The organism is Streptomyces sp. ASQP_92 (assembly GCF_025399895.1).
In the GTDB taxonomy this organism is placed as follows: Bacteria; Actinomycetota; Actinomycetes; order Streptomycetales; family Streptomycetaceae; genus Streptomyces.
Window position 1 is genome coordinate 176,225 of record NZ_JAODUA010000013.1, and the last position, 16,243, is coordinate 192,467.

Sequence of the window (16,243 nt, forward strand, 5' to 3'; positions counted from 1 at the left end):
CGGGGTGAAGGAAGGCGAGTGCGCCCGTGGGCGGCTCGGAGGGCGATCTACTGGAGATACGCCGGAGCGCCGACGGGCAGGATAAATCGGAACTGGGCGCCGCCGCCGGGGCCCCGCCCGACCGCGATGGTGCCGCCGTGCGCCTCGACGATGCCCTTGACGATGTACAGACCGAGCCCGGTCCCGCCGCGCTTGCTCCCCCGCCAGAAGCGGGTGAAGACACGGCCCATCGACTCCTCGGGGATGCCGGGACCTTCGTCGCTCACGGTGACGGCCGTTCCCTTCTCGTCGTGCTCGTCGATACGGACCGGCGCGGACGCCACCTCAATGGTGACGGTTCCCTCGCCGTGGCGCACCGCGTTTTCCAGCAGGTTGCCCAGGATCTGGTCGATCTTGTCGGGGTCGGCCCACAGATCGGGCAGCGGCCGCTGGACGCGCACCAGGAAGCGGTCCGGGGTCTGGCCAGAGGCGACGTGGGCCTGGAGGTGGCGGCCGACGGCGGCCGGGATGTCGACCGGCTGGCGGCGCACTTCGAGGCGGCCCGAGTCGATGCGCGAGATGTCCAGGAGTTCGGCGATGAGCCGGGTGACGCGGTTGGCGTCGGCGTCGACCGTCTCCAGCATCAGCCGCTTCTGGTCGTCCGTGAACCGCTCCCACTTGGCGAGCAGCGTCGCGGTGAAGCCCTTGACGGAGGTCAGGGGAGAGCGCAGCTCATGGGCGACGGTGGCGATCAGCTCGGCGTGCGAACGCTCGGTGCGGCGCCGGGCCTCGGTGGAGCGCAGGCTGACCACGACCCGGCGCACGGGTCCCCTGGGGCGTTCGCGTACGTAGCGGGCGGAGACCAGCACTTCGCGTCCGCCGGGCAGCAGCAGATTGCGCTCGGGCTGGCCGACCCGGATGGCGAGGCCGCCGTAGGGGTCGGTGAGCTGCCACCAGCGACGTCCCTTGAGGTCCTCCAGGGGCAGGGCCCGCTCCAGCGGGAAGCCGATCGCCTCGTGCTTGGCGATGGCCGTGATCCGGACGGCGGCGGCGTTGAAGCAGATGACCCGGCCCGTGTCGTCGGCGACCACGATGCCGTCGGGCAGGTCGTCGGGGTCGAAGCCGAGGACGTCAGGACCGCCGGACGGACACAGCGCGGTGCTGTTGCCGTTGCTGCTCATGCCGACAGCCATCCCCCTATCCCACCTCCCCGAAGCGCTGAGTGGGCCCCCGGGCCCGCAACACTACTAGGAGGAGGTCACGGAGCGGCACCCTCCGGCAGCACGCTGCGCACGAGCGGAGGCGTAGAGGCACACGGCCGCGGCGGTGGCGAGGTTGAGGCTTTCGGCCTTGCCGTGGATGGGCACGCGCACCACGGCGTCCGCGAGCGCGCGGGTCTCCTCGGGCAGGCCCCAGGCCTCGTTGCCGAAGATCCAGGCGGTCGGGCCGCCCATCGTGCCCGCGTCCAGCTCGGCGTCGAGGTCGTCCTCGCCCGCGCCGTCGGCCGCCAGGATGCGTACGCCCGCGTCCCTCAGGCCCTGGACGGCCTGCTCCACGGGGACGCCCACGGCGACCGGCAGATGGAAGAGCGAACCGACCGACGCGCGCACGGACTTGGGGTTGTACAGGTCGACGGAGGCGTCGGTGAGGACGACCGCGTCGGCGCCGGCGGCGTCCGCGCAGCGCAGTACGGTGCCGGCGTTCCCGGGGTCGCGCACGTGCGCGAGCACGGCGACGAGCCGGGGCCGGGCGCGGAGGATCTCCTCGAACGGCGAGTCCAGGAAGCGGCAGACGCCGACCAGGCCCTGCGGGGTGACGGTCTGGGAGACCTCGGCGAGCACCTCGTCGTCGGCGTAGTGGACACGCGCCCCCGCGTCGAGGGCGGCGGCCACGATGTCGGCGTACCGCTCGGCGGCCTCGACGGTGGCGAACAGTTCGACGAGCGTGGCCTCACCACCACTGCGATGCCCCACGGCCTCCCTGACGGCCTGCGGCCCCTCGGCGATGAACCGGCGCTCCTTCCCCCGGAAATTACGCCGCGCGAGCCGCCGGGCGGCGGCGACGCGGGGGGAGCGCGGGGAGATCAGCTCGGGGGTGGGCATGTAGGCGGTCTCTCTACGAGGGGGGTGGGTCCAGGGGCGGGCCGGCATAGGTAAGCGGGTTGCGGAGGCGCGGAACCTCGACCCGCCCCCAAGAGGGGGCTGAGCGGCGCGGGGAACTGCGCGACCAGCCACCCAGGACCCGCAGACGTCAACGGGTTCCAGGGGCGCGGGGAACTGCGCGACCAGCCGCCTACGACCCGCAGACGTCGACGGGTTCAGGGGCGCGAGGAATCGCGCGAGAACCGACCACGGCCCGCAGACATAGCAGACATAAACGGGGGTCAGGGCGGAACGCCCCCGAAGAGGGAGCCGGGAAGCGCAACCCCGAAGCAGGGTCCAGGGGCGCGGCCCCGGAAGGGCCTCCTCGGGGCGCGGTCCCAGGAGGGGGCTCGGGGGCACAGCCCCCGCAGGTGCCCGCAACGCACCCGGACCCGCAGGCCAGCGGCCTGCGGGTCCGGTCCGGCTCAACCAGCCGTCAGGCGCTTACGCGGCCTTCGGGGCGTTGACGTCGCTCGGGAGGGCCTTCTGGGCCACCTCGACGAGCGCGGCGAACGCGTTGGCGTCGTTGACGGCCAGCTCCGCGAGGATCTTGCGGTCCACCTCGATGTTGGCGGCCTTCAGACCCTGGATGAGGCGGTTGTAGGTCATGCCGTTCTGGCGGGCAGCGGCGTTGATGCGCTGGATCCACAGCTGACGGAAGTCGCCCTTGCGCTTCTTGCGGTCGTTGTAGTTGTAGACCAGCGAGTGGGTGACCTGCTCCTTGGCCTTGCGGTACAGGCGCGAACGCTGACCGCGGTAGCCGGAGGCCGCCTCGAGAATTGCCCGGCGCTTCTTGTGGGCGTTGACTGCCCGCTTGACGCGTGCCACTTGTTAACTCCTTGTAGCGGGGCCGTGGTTGGACTCACACGACCCGAAATCGAATAGGTCCCGGTCTCGACGTTCCGCCTCCGGCGAGCGGAGGCGGAGGAACGTCACTTGCCGAGAAGCTTCTTGACCTTCTTGGCGTCGGCCGGGGCCAGAACGACCGTGCCCGTCAGCGAGCGGGTCTTCTTGGACGACTTGTGCTCGAGCAGGTGGCGCTTGCCGGCACGCTCACGGAGCACCTTGCCGGAGCCGGTGATCTTGAAGCGCTTGCTGGCACCGCTGTGCGACTTGTTCTTCGGCATAGCGCCGTTATCTCCTCGTCAGTGGCGCTCCCAGCCGGTCCGGAGACCGGCGCTCGGGAGCGTCATATGTATCGGATTGATATCCGGAACGGGCTGTCCCGGAATCAGGCCTCGGCGGGGTGTTCCTCGGCCACGGCTTCGGCGGCGGGCGCCTCGGCCACGGACTCGTCCTCGACGGACTCGTCCGACGTGGCCGACAGACCCTGGCGCTCCGCCTTGCGGGCCGCCTGGGCCTCGCGGGCTTCGGCCATCGCCTCGGTCTTCTTCTTGTGCGGACCGAGGACCATGATCATGTTTCGGCCGTCCTGCTTCGGGCTGGACTCGACGAAGCCGAGGTCCTCCACGTCCGAAGCGAGGCGCTGGAGCAGTCGGTAGCCGAGCTCCGGCCGGGACTGCTCACGACCACGGAACATGATCGTGATCTTGACCTTGTCGCCCTGCTTGAGGAACCGGACGACGTGACCCTTTTTGGTGTCGTAGTCGTGCGGGTCGATCTTCGGCCGGAGCTTCATCTCCTTGATGACCGTGTGCGCCTGGTTCTTGCGCGCCTCACGGGCCTTCATGGCCGACTCGTACTTGAACTTCCCGTAGTCCATGAGCTTGCACACGGGCGGACGGGCGGTCGCCGCGACCTCGACCAGGTCGAGGTCGTACTCCTGGGCGAGCTCCAGGGCCTTGGCAAGCGGAACAATTCCGACCTGCTCGCCGCTGGGGCCGACAAGTCGGACCTCGGGAACGCGAATCCGGTCGTTGATGCGGGGCTCGGCGCTGATGGATCCTCCTCAGTAGCACCACACGACTGTCTGGGGGACAGCCGCGTATGTCTCTAGTGACATGACCAACCGCCTGGAGGCACAAAAAATGCCCCGGACGGACACAGGCGGGGCTCCAAGAAAACCGGAACACCGCCGCGGTCCACCGCGGGGCGCACATCGGGCGGCTCCATCGTCCGTACGGAACGATGGGGGCCACCTGACCGGAAGACCCGCCTCCCGTGAGGGTGGTCGGGTGGGAGATCGGAGCCTCCACTTGTGGGCCGGGCACACGTGCCTGGCCGGTCGTTACACAAGGTTAGCAGCAACCGGACAGAGGGGCTAATCGAGTGCGCGGGAAGAGGGGGCGCGCGCACCGCATATCGTGTGGGCATGAGTGAGACGCCCCCCAATGAAACCGCAGACTTCGACACCATGGCCCGCGACATCGCGGAGGTTCCCGCGGTCGAGGTGATCGTGACGGTCGCCGTGAACCTGATGAGCGCCGCCGCCGTGAAGCTCGGTCTGACCGAGGAGGGCGACCAGTACAAGGACCTCGACGAGGCCCGCAAGCTGGTGCACGCCCTGGCCGGGCTCCTCGACGCCGGGGCCACCGAGATCTCGTCGTTCCACGCCGCTCCGCTGCGGGACGGCCTCAAATCGTTGCAGCTCGCGTTCCGCGAGGCGTCCATCGTGCCGGACGCGCCGGGCCAGGGGCCGGGCGAGAAGTACACGGGCGCCGTCTTCGGCTGAGCCCGCCTCCCCTTCCGGTTCCGGCGAACGAGCCGCTCCTCACCTCACCGGGTGAAGAGCGGCTCGTTCGGCTGTGGGGCCCCGGGCGGCAGCAGGGCGAGGTCGAGGCCCGCCACGAGCCGTGCCCGCAGGGTCTCGTCGGCGGCGAGCAGCTCGGCCACCCGGCGTCCCGCATCGGCGGGCGCCGCGCCGTCGGCCAGGACCAGGGCGAGCGTGCCGTCCGCGCTGCCGGGGCCGAGATGGGCGCGGACCACGGCGGGTACGGCCGCCACCGCCGAGCGCACCGCCTCGATCACCAAGGGGTCCCGGAGCGGGTCCGCGCTGTCGCGTCCCTCCGCGAGGGCGAGCAGGGCCGCACCCCTCAGTTCGTACGCCACCGGGCCCGCGAGGTCGATGACCACGGTGTCCGCCTTCTCGTGGACGGCGGCCGCGAGCGCCTGGTGCAGCGGTACGGCGACCGGCCGGGCCTCGGGGTCCCACAGCGCCAGCGCCTCGATCGAGGTGAACGCGGGCAGGGCCGTGCGGTCGCCCGCCTTCAGGGTGGGGACCGCCATGTCGCTGGTCTTCTCGCGCTTCAGACCGTTCTCGTCGATCTCGCTCTCGCCGAGCATCGCCACCACGGGCACGAGCAGCCGGGCCGTGCGCAGGGCGGCGAGCACCCGCGGCTCGGCCGATCGGTCCTTCGCCCAGGCGGCCAGCGCCTCGGTCAGTTCGGGGGCGGCAGTGCCGTCGTCGTCGGAGAAGCCGGAATCCGGAATGTTCTTGAGCGCCACGTCACGAGCCTAACCGGGCCCTTTCGCGGCCCCGCCGCGGCCCGTCGGCTCAGAGCCATTCGCGCGGGGTCCTGACCCGGGTGGAGCGCCAGAGCGCCACCCCGGCGCCGAGCAGCAGGACGCCGCCGCCCGCCGAGAGAGGGGCCAGCCAGTCCGCCGGGTCGTCGGAGGCGACGGGCGCGTCCGGGCCGCCCCCGAAGTACGTCGTGCCGTACGCCGCCGACTCCGGGCGCAGCCCCGCGGGCTTCAGCTTCGCGGCGGCGGTGAGGGCGGCGGCCGGGTCGATCATCCCGTAGCCGCGGGCGTCGTCGCGGCCGCCCTCGGGGGCGTTGCGGGCGGTGTCCTCGAGGAGCTGCTTGATCTGGGCCGGGGTGAGGCCGGGGTGGGCGGCGCGGATCAGGGCGACGGCGCCGGAGACGAACGCGGAGGCGGCGCTGGTGCCCCAGCCCTCGTAGTACTTGCGGTCCGGGTCGGCTATGACGACGTCCACGCCGGGGGCGCTGACGGTGGCGTACCAGCGCCGGGTGGAGAACGAGGCGTGGGTGCCGTTCTTGTCGACGGCGGCCACCGCGATGACGCCGGGGTAGGCGGCCGGGTAGGAGATGTGGTCGCCCTGGTCGCCGCCGTTGCCCGCGGAGGCCACGACGACGGCGCCCTTGCCGAGCGCGTACTGGATCGCGGCGTCCTCGCCGGGCTCGGGGTGGGCGGACTCGCTGTCGTCGCCGAGCGAGAGGTTGATGACGTCGGCGCCGTTGTCGGCGGCCCAGCGGATGCCCGCGGCCAGGGCGCCGCCCTTGGTCTCGCGGGCCTGCTTGCGGGCCGGGTCGGTGGATTCCAGGATGACCCGGACCGGCAGGATCTTGGCGTCGGGGGCGATGCCGAGCACTCCCGCGCGGTTCCCGGCGCCATGGCCGTGGCCCGCCACGATGCCGGCCATGGCGGTGCCGTGCCGGGCCCAGTCGCGGCTGCCCTGCCCGGCCCCGAACCCGATGAGGTCGTTGCCGGGCAGCACCTGCCCGGCGAGGTCGGGGTGGCTTCCGTCGACCCCGGTGTCCAGGACCGCGACGGTCACACCCCCGCCCCTGGTCGTACGCCACGCCTGCTCGGTGTGCATGGCGCCCAGCTCCCACTGCCGGTCCCGGATGCCGTCGGCGCGGGCCGGCGCGGCGGACAGGAGCAGGGTGAGCACGGCGACGGAGACGAGGGCGGCGGCGCGGCGCGGGCGGGGGCCGGGGAGGGCGGCACCGGTCGGCGCGGTCGTGGTGGGCGCGGTCGCGGTGCCGGTGGGCCCGGTGCCGGTCGGCGCGGTCGTGGTGGGCGCGGTCGCGGTGCCGGTGGGCCCGGTGCCGGTCGGCGCGGTCGCGAGGGGCGCGGGCTCGGGCGGTCGGGTCATGGGGCGGGCTCCGGGCTTGCGGCGGCCTTTTTGCGCAGGCCGCGTTCGACGTTGTCGGCGATGCCCTTGGCGTCGTGGCCGAGGCCCGACTCCGCGACGGGTCCGCTCGCACCGCCGGCCGTGGCCTGCTCGGCGGACTGGGGGGCGGCGAACGGGCGGCCGTCGGCGAAGCCGGAGGTGGCGGTCACCACCACGGGGGCGTCGGTGAGGACCCGCACCGTCCAGCTCGCCCGCTGTTTGTCGCCGAACGCGGCGGCTTCGGTGCCCTTGACTGGGTAGGCCCGCGGCATCAGATCGGAGCGGGCGCCCAGCTTCTCGGTGCTGAACCGGTTCGCCAGGGCGGCCATCGCGGCGGGTTCGGCACGGGTGAAGACCAGGCCGACGGTGGTCACGCCGCTGTGCGTGGCGTCGGTGTAGGTGGCGCGCACCATGCGGGCGCAGCCGACCGGTTCGAGCACCTTCAGCAACAGGGGGTCGAGCGCCTCCGCGCAGCCGCTGTCCGGCGCGACCCCGACGCGGGTCCACTCGCGGTCGGCGCCCCCGGGGCCCGCGCCGGTGCCCCGGATGGTGCGCGGGAAGAGGGTATCCACGGGCACGCTGTGCCACAGGTCACGGGCGGCCGTGTAGGTGCTGGTGGCGGTGGGCCCGTCGGAGTCCTGGTCGAGCCAGGTGCCCGCGGCGGCCCCGCCGATCAGGCCGGTGCCGAGCACCACGCAGATCATCGCGGCCGCCACGCGTCCGGGCCGGCGCGCGGGCACCGGCCGCAGCGGGCCCGGCTCGTCGGACAGCGGCTCCGGGGGAAGCAGGGGCCTCGGCGGAGCGAGGGGTGGCGGGGGTATCGCGGGAGGGCGCGGGGCCGAAGGCGTGGGCGATATGGGGGTGTTCGGCAGGACCGGTCCCGGATCGATGAGGTCGAGGGCGGAGCGGAGGCGGTCCGCCGCCTCGTCGGACGACGGCGCGGGGGCGCCCGCGGCGGGGGGCTCGAAGGGCGGGGATTCCGGTGCGGGCGGCGGCAGTTGAGGGGAGCTCGGGGGTCGTGCGTCGGTGGTCATCCGCCCCCCTCGTGCCCCTCTTGCCGTCCAGCTCAGCCCGTTACCGCCAGGGCGTCACTCTACGGGCTGCTCCCGGGCGAACGCAGACCGGCCGGGATCCGCATCCGTACCGGTCCCGGCCGCCCGCCACCGCTTCCCACATCCACCCCCGCCCTCCCCTACCTTGTGGTAACCCGTTCTGGCAGGCTTCCGCCATGACACCCCGCGCCGCTGACCGCGCCCGGTACGACCGGGCGACCGCTCATCTCGATGCGCCCGTGGCCATCGTCGACCTGGAGGCGTTCGACGCCAACGCGGACGACCTGGTCCGCCGGGCGGCGGGCAAGCCGATCCGGGTGGCCAGCAAGTCGGTGCGGTGCCGGGCTCTGCTGGAGCGGGTGCTGGCCCGGCCCGGGTTCGCCGGGATCATGTCGTTCACGCTCGCCGAGTCGCTGTGGCTGGCGCGGGCCGGGTTCGAGGACGTGCTGCTCGCCTATCCGTCCGCCGACCGGGCCCACTTCGCCGAACTGACCTCGGACCCCAAGCTGGCCGGGGCCGTCACCGTGATGGTGGACGATCCCGCGCAGCTCGACCTCGTGGACCGGGCGCGCGAGCGCGAGGGCCTGGAGGTGCGGGTCTGTCTGGAGCTGGACACCTCGCTCCAGTTGTTCGGCGGCCGGGTGCGCGTCGGGGCCCGCCGCTCCCCCCTGCGCACTCCGGCCCAACTCGCGGACCTGGCCCGCTCGGTGGCCCGTCGGCCCGGGTTCCGGCTGGTGGGTCTGATGGCGTACGAGGGTCACGTCGCCGGGGTCGGGGACGCGGTGGCGGGCAGTCCGCTGCGCTCGCGGGCGATCCGTCTGATGCAGGCCGCGGCGCGCAAGGAGCTGGCGGCGCGGCGCGCGGAGGTGGTGCGTGCGGTGCGGGCGGTCGTGCCGGACCTGGAGTTCGTCAACGGCGGTGGCACGGGCAGTGTGCAGCACACCGCGGCCGAGGCGGCGGTGACCGAGATCGCGGCGGGTTCGGGGCTGTATGTGCCGCGCCTCTTCGACAACTACACGTCGTTCAGCGGGCGTCCGGCCGCGCTGTTCGCCCAGCCGGTGGTGCGCCGGCCGGGCGTCGGCGTCGTCACGGTGCTGGGCGGGGGCTATCCCGCGTCGGGTGCGCCGGGCGCGGACCGGCTGCCGGTGCCGTATCTGCCGGAGGGACTGCGCTATGACGCGCAGGAGGGCGCGGGCGAGGTGCAGACCCCGCTGCTCGGGTCCGCCGCCGACGACCTGCTGATCGGCGACAAGGTGTGGTTCCGGCACGCCAAGGCGGGCGAACTGTGCGAGCGTTTCGAGGAGTTGAGCCTCGTCGAGGGTGACCGGGTGACGGCGACCGTACCGACGTACCGGGGCGAGGGCCGCACCTTCCTGTAGGCCGCGCGGTCGCCTCGTGCCACGGGACCCGGCCGCACCTTCCTGGGGCCCGGCCGGTCACAGGGACGGCGGGGGCAGGCTGGTGCCGACTCCGCCGTTCGTTCCGCCACCGCCGATCGGCGCGATGCCGCGGGTGATGGTGTCCATCAGGGCGAGCGGCGGCCCGCCGGGGCCCGCGTCGAAGGCGAACCGCGCGATGACCATCGCCTCGCTGCCCACCGTGGAGGGAAAGGCGAGCGACTCGACGTAACCGCCGGGCCCCGAGCCGGTCTTGACCTGCCAGCGCACCAGGTATCCGGTGCGGCCGTCCACCGCCACCGGGCCGGACTTCACCTCGTGATGCGCGGTGATGCCGTTGTAGAGGCGGGTGCCCACGGCGTCGTGGTCGTAGGCGTCGTCGGCGGCGTCCGCGATGTCGTTCTTGGCGACGGCTTCGGCGGTCTTGAGGTCGGTCGCGGTGGCCGTCGACGTGGTGGCCTTGCCGTGGTGGCAGAAGCCCGAGCCGCCGGGGCAGTCATAGGTGTCCTTCGTCGCCATGGTGACGAGGCCGCCCACCATGTCGTCGGACCTCTCCCAGCCGTCCGGGATGGGCAGGGTGATGCCGTTGAGCTGGTCGACCAGCGTGTGCGGATCACCCGAGGGAGCCGAACTCGCGGATGTAGAGGGCGAGTTGACGACCACTGGCGCGGTCGCGCTCCTGGTCGTGCCGGTGGTGCCCGGCTCGTCGTCCGTGTCGCCGAGGAGCGCGAGCCCGGTGGCGACCGCGGCCACCAGGACCGCGGCGGCCACGCCGGCCGCCACCAGCGGGCGGCGTCGTCGCGCCGCGGGCGCGGTCACCGCCGTGACCGGCTGCCCGAGCCCGAAGGCCTGACCGGCCGCCCGGGTGTGGGCGCTCCAGGCGGCGCCGTCCCACCAGCGTTCGGTGCCGGGCGCGCCCGGATCCGGGTACCAGCCGGGCGGGGTCGTCATGCTCATGGCCCACACCCTAGGACCCGTGCTCAGCCCCCGTACACCGAGTCCCGCTGGTTGGGGACGACCGAGCCGTCGGCCCGGCGCACCGGGGCCGGGGTGCCGTCGTGGTCGGTGTAGCCGGTGGTGGCGCAGGGGTAGGGCGCCGCCTTCCGGCCCTTGGGCTCGATGAACATCGGGTTCACGATCCAGCGGCCGTCGCTGTCGTCGTACGCCCGGCACATCAGCTCGTTCTTGTTGCGGTTCAGGACGAGCCGCAGCCCGGTGGCGTCGCGCAGGAAGGAGACGTCGGTGTCGGAGTCGCCGGCCGCGAACACCTGGCGCCTGGCGGCGGGCTGGACCTTCTCGGCGGCGGCACCCCGCACGCCGAAGATCTCCTGGTTGATCCAGCAGCGCTTGCCGTCGATGTAGGTGATCATCGAGTCGTCGCCGTCCTTGGCGGCGCCGCAGCCCTTGAGGTGCGAGGTGAGGCGGCCGTGCTCGGTGGTGGAGCGGATGCCGATCGCGTGGTCGGGGTCGACGCCCGCGCCGCGTGCCCAGGCGTCGACGACGGGCTCGGGCGAGGCCGAGGTGATCCAGACGTCGAAGCCGGCCTTCTTGAGCGTACGGATCAGATCGCGCTGCTGGTCGTAGTAGCGCACCCAGGCCGTCGCCTTGGTGTTGCTGCCCACGGTCTGGACGGCATCCGCCGGCGCGTTGAGGTTCTCGGCGCGGGCCGCGCTCGCGAAGGCCCTGACCTGGGCCGGGGACCAGCCGTGCAGGAGCTGGGCGAGCCAGGCGTAGGAGGGCTCGATGGTGCGGCGGTCGTAACCCGCGAAGGCGGGGGCGCCCTTGCCCGTCCTGCCCTCGCCGTAGACCGCGAGTATCTCGTCGGCGCAGCGGGTGTCGGTGGCGGTCGGCAGGGTCGTGGAGCGGCCGGCCGGGCAGGCGGTGGCGAGGGACGCCGCCGCGTCGTCGGTGAGATAGCGGCTGGTGGTGTGCCAGTCGCCGCGCACCGGGCGCTGGATCTTGGAGTGGCGCAGCAGCCAGTACATCGTGGCGTCGCCGACGTCGTTCTTGACGACGGTGTTGTCCCAGTCGAAGACGGCGACCGGCTTCTTGCCGTGGCCCGCGCCCGCACCGCACGTCCCGTACGTGTCGATCAGCTCCTGGAGGCGGGTCTGGTTGTCCCCGTACCACCCTGCGGAGATGGTCAATTGGGGGCAGTGGGGCGTCCGCGCCTCGGCGGGCTGGGCGGCGGCGAGGCCGGCGGCGGCGAGGGAGAGGGCCGCGGCGAGGACCGGCAGTCGCCGGGCGGTGCTGGACGTGGACACGCTGGAGGACTCCTGTCGTCGGTGGATCATCGCGGACGGTAGACAGGACAGCCGGGCGTCGTGCGACGCCCGGCTGCCGGGTGGGTGACCCCCGGGTGAACAACGGGGGTGGAGGACTCTAGAGGGGGGTGACGTACGCCCCGGAGATGCCGCCGTCCACCAGGAAGTCGGTGGCGTTGATGAACGAGGAGTCGTCGCTGGCGAGGAAGGCGACGGCGGCGGCGATCTCGTCGGCCTCGGCGAACCGGCCCGCCGGAATGTGCACGAGGCGGCGCGCCGCGCGCTCCGGGTCCTTGGCGAACAGCTCCTGGAGCAGCGGGGTGTTGACCGGGCCCGGGCACAGCGCGTTGACGCGGATGCCCTCGCGGGCGAACTGCACACCGAGCTCGCGGGACATGGCGAGCACGCCGCCCTTGGAGGCGGTGTAGGAGATCTGCGAGGTCGCCGCGCCCATGATGGCCACGAACGAGGCGGTGTTGATGATGGAGCCCCGGCCCTGGCGCTGCATGTAGGGCAGCGCGGCCTTGCAGCACAGATAGACGGAGGTGAGGTTGACCTCCTGGACGCGGCGCCAGGCGTCGAGCCCGGTGGTGAGGATGGAGTCGTCGTCGGGCGGCGAGATGCCCGCGTTGTTGAACGCGATGTCGACGCTGCCGTAGGTGTCGAAGGCCGTCTTGAAGAGGGCCTCGACCTGCTCCTGGTCGGTGACGTCGACCTGGACGAAGGTGCCGCCGACGGCTTCGGCCGCCGCCTTTCCGGCGCGTTCGTCGATGTCGCCGCACACCACGTTCGCGCCTTCGGCGGCCAGGCGCCGGGCGGTGGCGAGGCCGATGCCGCTGCCGGCTCCGGTGATGACGGCGGTGCGGCCGACCAGGCGGCGGCAGACGGGGGTCTGGGGGGAGCCCCCCGAAGTCGTTGCGGTGTCGTCGGTCATGGGTGCTCAGGCCTCCGTGCTGATGAAGACGTTCTTGGTCTCGGTGAAAGCGGTGAGGGCGTCGGGGCCGAGCTCGCGGCCGAGGCCGGACTGCTTGTAGCCACCGAAGGGGGTCGAATAGCGCACGCTGGAATGGGAGTTGACGGAGAGGTTGCCCGCCTGCACGGCCCGCGAGACGCGCAGCGCGCGCCCCACGTCCCGGGTCCAGATCGACCCGGAGAGCCCGTAGTCGGTGGCGTTGGCGAGCCGTACCGCGTCCTGTTCGTCGTCGAAGGGCAGCACGACCGCGACCGGGCCGAAGACCTCCTCGACGGCGGCGGGCGCGTCCGGGTCGAGCCCGGTCAGGACGGTCGGCGGGAACCAGAACCCGGGCCCTTCGGGCGCGCTGCCGCGCACGCCCGGTGCGTCGTCGGCGACGTAGGAGCGCACGCGCTCCAGTTGGACGCGCGAGATGAGCGGGCCCATCTGCGTCTTCTCGTCGGACGGGTCGCCGACCACGATCCGCTCGATCGCGGGGCCGAGCAGCTCCATGAAGCGGTCGTACGCGGTGCGCTGGACCAGGATGCGGGTGCGGGCGCAGCAGTCCTGGCCGGAGTTGTCGAGGAAGGACATCGGGGTGGCCGCCGCAGCCGCCTCGATGTCGGCGTCCGCGAAGACGATGTTGGGGCTCTTGCCGCCGAGTTCGAGGGTGACCCGCTTCACGCGGTCCGCGCACGCGGCCATGATCTGCTTGCCGACGCGGGTCGAGCCGGTGAAGACGATCTTGGCGACGCCGGGGTGTTCCACGAGCGCGTTCCCCGCGATGTCGCCCGCCCCCGGCAGGACCTGGAACAGGCCCTCGGGGAGCCCCGCTTCCAGGGCGAGTTCGGCCAGGCGAAGGGCGGTGAGCGGGGTGGTCTCGGCGGGCTTGAGGATCACCGCGTTGCCGGCCGCGAGCGCCGGGGCGGTCGCCCAGGCGGCGATCGGCATCGGGAAGTTCCAGGGGGCGATGACGCCGATCACGCCGAGCGGTTCGAGCAGCGTGATGTCGAGGCCGCCCGCGACCGGAATCTGACGGCCGCTCAGCCGCTCCACTCCCCCGGCCGAGAAGTCCAGCAGATCGCGGACGTTGCCGGCCTCCCAGCGGGCGTTGCCGATGGTGTGGCCGGCCTCGCGCACCTCCAACTGGGCCAGTTCCTCGACGTGTTCGTCGACGAGGGCCGCGAAGCGGCGCAGCAGGCGGGCCCGGTCGGCGGGGGCCGCGGCGGCCCACCGGTGCTGGGCGGCCCGGGCCCGTACGACCGCGGCGTCCACATCGGCCGGAGTGGCACCCGGGACGGTCGCGATCACCTCCTCGGTGGCCGGGTTGAGCACCCGAAGCTCGTATGCGGTGGACACGTCGTTCCTCACAGGCGTTCGAAGGAGCGGCGGAGCTCCCAGTCGGTCACCGCGGCGTCGAACGCGTCGAGTTCGACCCGCGCCATGTTGCGGTAGTGCGCCACGACCTCGTCCCCGAAGGCGGCCTTGGCGATGGGGCTGTTCTCCCACAGCTCGGCGGCCTCGCGCAGGGTGGTGGGAACGTGGGCGTAGTCGCCGGTGTAGGCGTTTCCGGTGCAGGCCTCGGGCAGTTCCAGTTCGTTCTCGATGCCGTACAGGCCGGCCGCGACGAGTCCGGCGACGGCGAGGTGCGGGTTGACGTCGCCGCCCGGGAGGCGGTTCTCGAAGCGGGTCCCGGCGCCGTGGCCGACGACGCGCAGCGCGCAGGTGCGGTTGTCGTGGCCCCAGGCGACGGCGGTGGGGGCGAAGGAGCCCGGCTGGAAGCGCTTGTAGGAGTTGATGTTCGGCGCGTACAGCAGGGAGAAGTCGCGCAGCGCGGCGAGCTGTCCGGCCAGGAAGTGGCGCATGACCGGCGACATGGGGTCGGGTCCGTCGCCCGCCATCACATTGCGGCCGTCCTCATCGGTGAGCGAGAGGTGGATGTGACAGGAGTTGCCCTCGCGCTGGTCGTACTTGGCCATGAAGGTGAGCGAGACGCCCTCCTGGGCCGCGATCTCCTTGGCGCCCGTCTTGTAGATGGCGTGCTGGTCGCAGGTGACCAGGGCCTCGTCGTAGCGGAAGACGATCTCGTGCTGGCCCGGGTTGCACTCGCCCTTGGCGGACTCGACGGTGAGCCCGGCGGCCTGCATCTCGTTGCGGATGCGGCGGAGCAGCGGCTCGATGCGGCCGGTGCCGAGCACCGAGTAGTCGATGTTGTACTGGTTGGCGGGGGTCAGGCCCTTGTAGCCGGCGTCCCAGGCCTGCTCATAGCTGTCCTTGAAGACGATGAATTCGAGTTCGGTGCCGACCTGGGCGGTGTAGCCGAGCTCGGCCAGGCGCTCCAGTTGGCGGCGCAGGATCTGGCGGGGGGCCGCGACGACCGGGGTGCCGTCGTTCCAGCCGAGGTCGGCGATGAGCATCGCGGTGCCCTCGTTCCACGGCACGCGGCGCAGCGTGGCCGCGTCGGGGTGCATGGCGAAGTCGCCGTAACCGCGCTCCCAGGACGACATCGCGTAGCCGTCGACCGTGTTCATCTCGGTGTCGACGGCCAGCAGGTAGTTGCAGCCTTCGGTGCCGTGGGCCAGGACCTCGTCGAGGAAGAACCCGGCGGCGAAGCGCTTGCCCTGCAACCGCCCTTGCATATCGGGGAAGGCGAGGACGACAGTGTCGATCTCACCGCTCGCGACGAGGGCGCGCAGCTCATCGAGCGCGAGCGGGGGTGTGCGGTCTGCCACGGGAAGCTCCTCCTTGGGTCAGCCGAGAGCCATAAGGTATGGGGTAGGACCATTGATTGGGAAGGGGAATCCACGACGTGGCGAAGAAGATCGACTCGGCGGGCCGTCCGGAGGGCCGGACACCGGACACGTTCGTCCCCGTCCTACGCACCGTACGGGCCGGGAACGGCTTCGAGGAGGCGCTGGAGCAGATCCTCCAGCTGCTGCGTCTGGGGCTGGTCCCGTCCGGTGAACGGCTGCCCGCCGAGCGGGAGTTGGCCGAGCGGATGGGGATCAGCCGGGTCACCCTGCGCGAGGTGCTCAAGGTGCTCCAGGACCAGGGCCTGGTGGAGAGCCGGCGCGGCCGCTACGGCGGCACGTTCGTGCTGCCCCGGGCGGACGGGGGCGGCGAGGACGAGCTGCGCCGGCGCGTCGCCTCGGTCGACGTCGAGGACATCCTGCGCTTCCGGGAGGTCCTGGAGGTCGGCGCGGCCGGGCTGTGCGCGGCGCACGGCCTGGGCGAGGCGGGCGCCGAGCGTCTGCGGGCCGCGCTCGCCGCCACCCACGACGCCGAACTCACCGACTACCGCCGCCAGGACACCCTGCTCCACCTCACCCTGGCCGAGCTCTCGGGCTCTCCCACGCTCACCGCCCAGTACGCGGCGGTACGGGCCACCGTCAACGACCTCCTCGACTGCATTCCGCTCCTGGTGCGCAACCTGGAGCACTCCCAGCACCAGCACACCGCGCTGGTCGAGGCGGTGCTGGACGGCGACGCGGACGGGGCGCGCGAGGTGATGCGCGAGCACTGCGGGGGCACGGCGGCTCTGCTGCGCGGCTTCCTGACCTGAGCGGCCGGGCTCGGCGCCCGACCCTGCCCGGGCCACCACACGTCGCGCGCGCCGCCGCTTCCCGGAATCGCCACCTCCGA

The 16,243-nt window shown here is 72.6% G+C and carries 16 protein-coding genes; 3 read left to right on the plus strand and 13 right to left on the minus strand.

Annotated features, from left to right (window positions below):
• Positions 1-47: 47 nt before the first annotated feature.
• The 5 genes from N4G70_RS25320 to infC all read right to left on the minus strand — a co-directional run bounded on the left by N4G70_RS25320 (position 48) and on the right by infC (position 4,020).
• On the minus strand, positions 48-1,160 hold the full coding sequence (locus N4G70_RS25320) for an ATP-binding protein (protein ID WP_261715010.1): 1,113 nt from the start codon (positions 1,158-1,160) through the stop codon (positions 48-50).
• Positions 1,161-1,226: 66 nt separating this feature from the next.
• A complete protein-coding gene (locus tag N4G70_RS25325; RefSeq protein ID WP_261715011.1) occupies positions 1,227-2,081 on the minus strand; it encodes an RNA methyltransferase in 855 nt (284 codons plus the stop codon).
• 483 nt (positions 2,082-2,564) lie between these two features.
• Positions 2,565-2,948: a 50S ribosomal protein L20 gene (gene rplT, locus N4G70_RS25330; protein ID WP_003970214.1), complete on the minus strand. Its 384-nt coding sequence runs from the start codon at positions 2,946-2,948 to the stop codon at positions 2,565-2,567.
• Positions 2,949-3,052: 104 nt separating this feature from the next.
• Entirely contained in the window at positions 3,053-3,247 is a 195-nt protein-coding gene (gene rpmI, locus N4G70_RS25335; protein ID WP_053723558.1) for a 50S ribosomal protein L35, read from the minus strand.
• 104 nt (positions 3,248-3,351) lie between these two features.
• On the minus strand, positions 3,352-4,020 hold the full coding sequence (gene infC, locus N4G70_RS25340; RefSeq protein ID WP_261715061.1) for a translation initiation factor IF-3: 669 nt from the start codon (positions 4,018-4,020) through the stop codon (positions 3,352-3,354).
• Between the two features lie 372 nt (positions 4,021-4,392).
• On the opposite strand from infC, the gene N4G70_RS25345 reads away from it, so the two are divergent.
• Positions 4,393-4,752 carry a DUF1844 domain-containing protein gene (locus tag N4G70_RS25345; protein WP_120725041.1) on the plus strand — a complete coding sequence of 120 codons (360 nt, stop codon included), beginning with the start codon at positions 4,393-4,395 and terminating at the stop codon, positions 4,750-4,752.
• Positions 4,753-4,796: 44 nt separating this feature from the next.
• On the opposite strand, the gene N4G70_RS25350 is transcribed toward N4G70_RS25345, so the two are convergent.
• From N4G70_RS25350 to N4G70_RS25360, 3 genes are read right to left on the minus strand one after another with little or no spacing between them, the layout of a single operon-like run.
• On the minus strand, positions 4,797-5,525 hold the full coding sequence (locus N4G70_RS25350; RefSeq protein ID WP_261715012.1) for an SseB family protein: 729 nt from the start codon (positions 5,523-5,525) through the stop codon (positions 4,797-4,799).
• 49 nt (positions 5,526-5,574) lie between these two features.
• The gene (gene mycP / locus N4G70_RS25355; protein WP_261715013.1) at positions 5,575-6,918 is read right to left on the minus strand and encodes a type VII secretion-associated serine protease mycosin; all 1,344 of its coding nucleotides are present in this window, start codon (positions 6,916-6,918) and stop codon (positions 5,575-5,577) included.
• Positions 6,915-7,970, minus strand: coding sequence for a hypothetical protein (locus N4G70_RS25360; protein WP_261715014.1), 1,056 nt, complete (start codon positions 7,968-7,970; stop codon positions 6,915-6,917). Before N4G70_RS25360 ends, mycP begins: the two co-directional genes overlap by 4 nt.
• Positions 7,971-8,164: 194 nt before the next feature.
• Here N4G70_RS25360 and N4G70_RS25365 point away from each other — a divergent pair, with 194 nt between their 5' ends.
• Positions 8,165-9,367, plus strand: a complete 1,203-nt coding sequence (locus N4G70_RS25365; protein ID WP_261715015.1) for an amino acid deaminase/aldolase — start codon at positions 8,165-8,167, stop codon at positions 9,365-9,367.
• Between the two features lie 57 nt (positions 9,368-9,424).
• Here the strand turns inward: N4G70_RS25365 and N4G70_RS25370 are convergent, their stop codons facing one another.
• From N4G70_RS25370 to N4G70_RS25390, 5 genes are all read right to left on the minus strand, one after another.
• The gene (locus N4G70_RS25370) at positions 9,425-10,342 is read right to left on the minus strand and encodes a DUF2510 domain-containing protein (RefSeq protein WP_261715016.1); all 918 of its coding nucleotides are present in this window, start codon (positions 10,340-10,342) and stop codon (positions 9,425-9,427) included.
• Between the two features lie 23 nt (positions 10,343-10,365).
• Positions 10,366-11,679: an HAD family hydrolase gene (locus N4G70_RS25375; protein ID WP_399036782.1), complete on the minus strand. Its 1,314-nt coding sequence runs from the start codon at positions 11,677-11,679 to the stop codon at positions 10,366-10,368.
• Between the two features lie 88 nt (positions 11,680-11,767).
• Complete coding sequence (locus tag N4G70_RS25380) at positions 11,768-12,583, minus strand: 3-oxoacyl-ACP reductase (protein WP_261715018.1); 816 nt, start codon at positions 12,581-12,583, stop codon at positions 11,768-11,770.
• Positions 12,584-12,589: 6 nt separating this feature from the next.
• On the minus strand, positions 12,590-13,960 hold the full coding sequence (locus tag N4G70_RS25385; protein ID WP_261715019.1) for an aldehyde dehydrogenase: 1,371 nt from the start codon (positions 13,958-13,960) through the stop codon (positions 12,590-12,592).
• An 8-nt stretch (positions 13,961-13,968) separates the two neighbouring features.
• Positions 13,969-15,333 carry a glutamine synthetase family protein gene (locus N4G70_RS25390; protein ID WP_261715020.1) on the minus strand — a complete coding sequence of 455 codons (1,365 nt, stop codon included), beginning with the start codon at positions 15,331-15,333 and terminating at the stop codon, positions 13,969-13,971.
• A 77-nt stretch (positions 15,334-15,410) separates the two neighbouring features.
• Here N4G70_RS25390 and N4G70_RS25395 point away from each other — a divergent pair, with 77 nt between their 5' ends.
• A complete protein-coding gene (locus tag N4G70_RS25395; protein ID WP_399036787.1) occupies positions 15,411-16,163 on the plus strand; it encodes a FadR/GntR family transcriptional regulator in 753 nt (250 codons plus the stop codon).
• The last annotated feature ends 80 nt before the right edge of the window (positions 16,164-16,243 follow it).

Bases quoted from the DNA above. Each gene is read 5' to 3' on its own strand.
- N4G70_RS25345 (WP_120725041.1), top strand. From the start codon at position 4,393: ATGAGTGAGACGCCCCCCAATGAAACCGCAGACTTCGACACCATGGCC.
- N4G70_RS25380 (WP_261715018.1), bottom strand. From the start codon at position 12,583: ATGACCGACGACACCGCAACGACTTCGGGGGGCTCCCCCCAGACCCCC.
- N4G70_RS25320 (WP_261715010.1), bottom strand. From the start codon at position 1,160: ATGAGCAGCAACGGCAACAGCACCGCGCTGTGTCCGTCCGGCGGTCCT.
- N4G70_RS25375 (WP_399036782.1), bottom strand. From the start codon at position 11,679: ATGATCCACCGACGACAGGAGTCCTCCAGCGTGTCCACGTCCAGCACC.
- N4G70_RS25325 (WP_261715011.1), bottom strand. From the start codon at position 2,081: ATGCCCACCCCCGAGCTGATCTCCCCGCGCTCCCCCCGCGTCGCCGCC.
- N4G70_RS25365 (WP_261715015.1), top strand. From the start codon at position 8,165: ATGACACCCCGCGCCGCTGACCGCGCCCGGTACGACCGGGCGACCGCT.
- rpmI (WP_053723558.1), bottom strand. From the start codon at position 3,247: ATGCCGAAGAACAAGTCGCACAGCGGTGCCAGCAAGCGCTTCAAGATC.
- N4G70_RS25370 (WP_261715016.1), bottom strand. From the start codon at position 10,342: ATGAGCATGACGACCCCGCCCGGCTGGTACCCGGATCCGGGCGCGCCC.
- mycP (WP_261715013.1), bottom strand. From the start codon at position 6,918: ATGACCCGACCGCCCGAGCCCGCGCCCCTCGCGACCGCGCCGACCGGC.
- N4G70_RS25360 (WP_261715014.1), bottom strand. From the start codon at position 7,970: ATGACCACCGACGCACGACCCCCGAGCTCCCCTCAACTGCCGCCGCCC.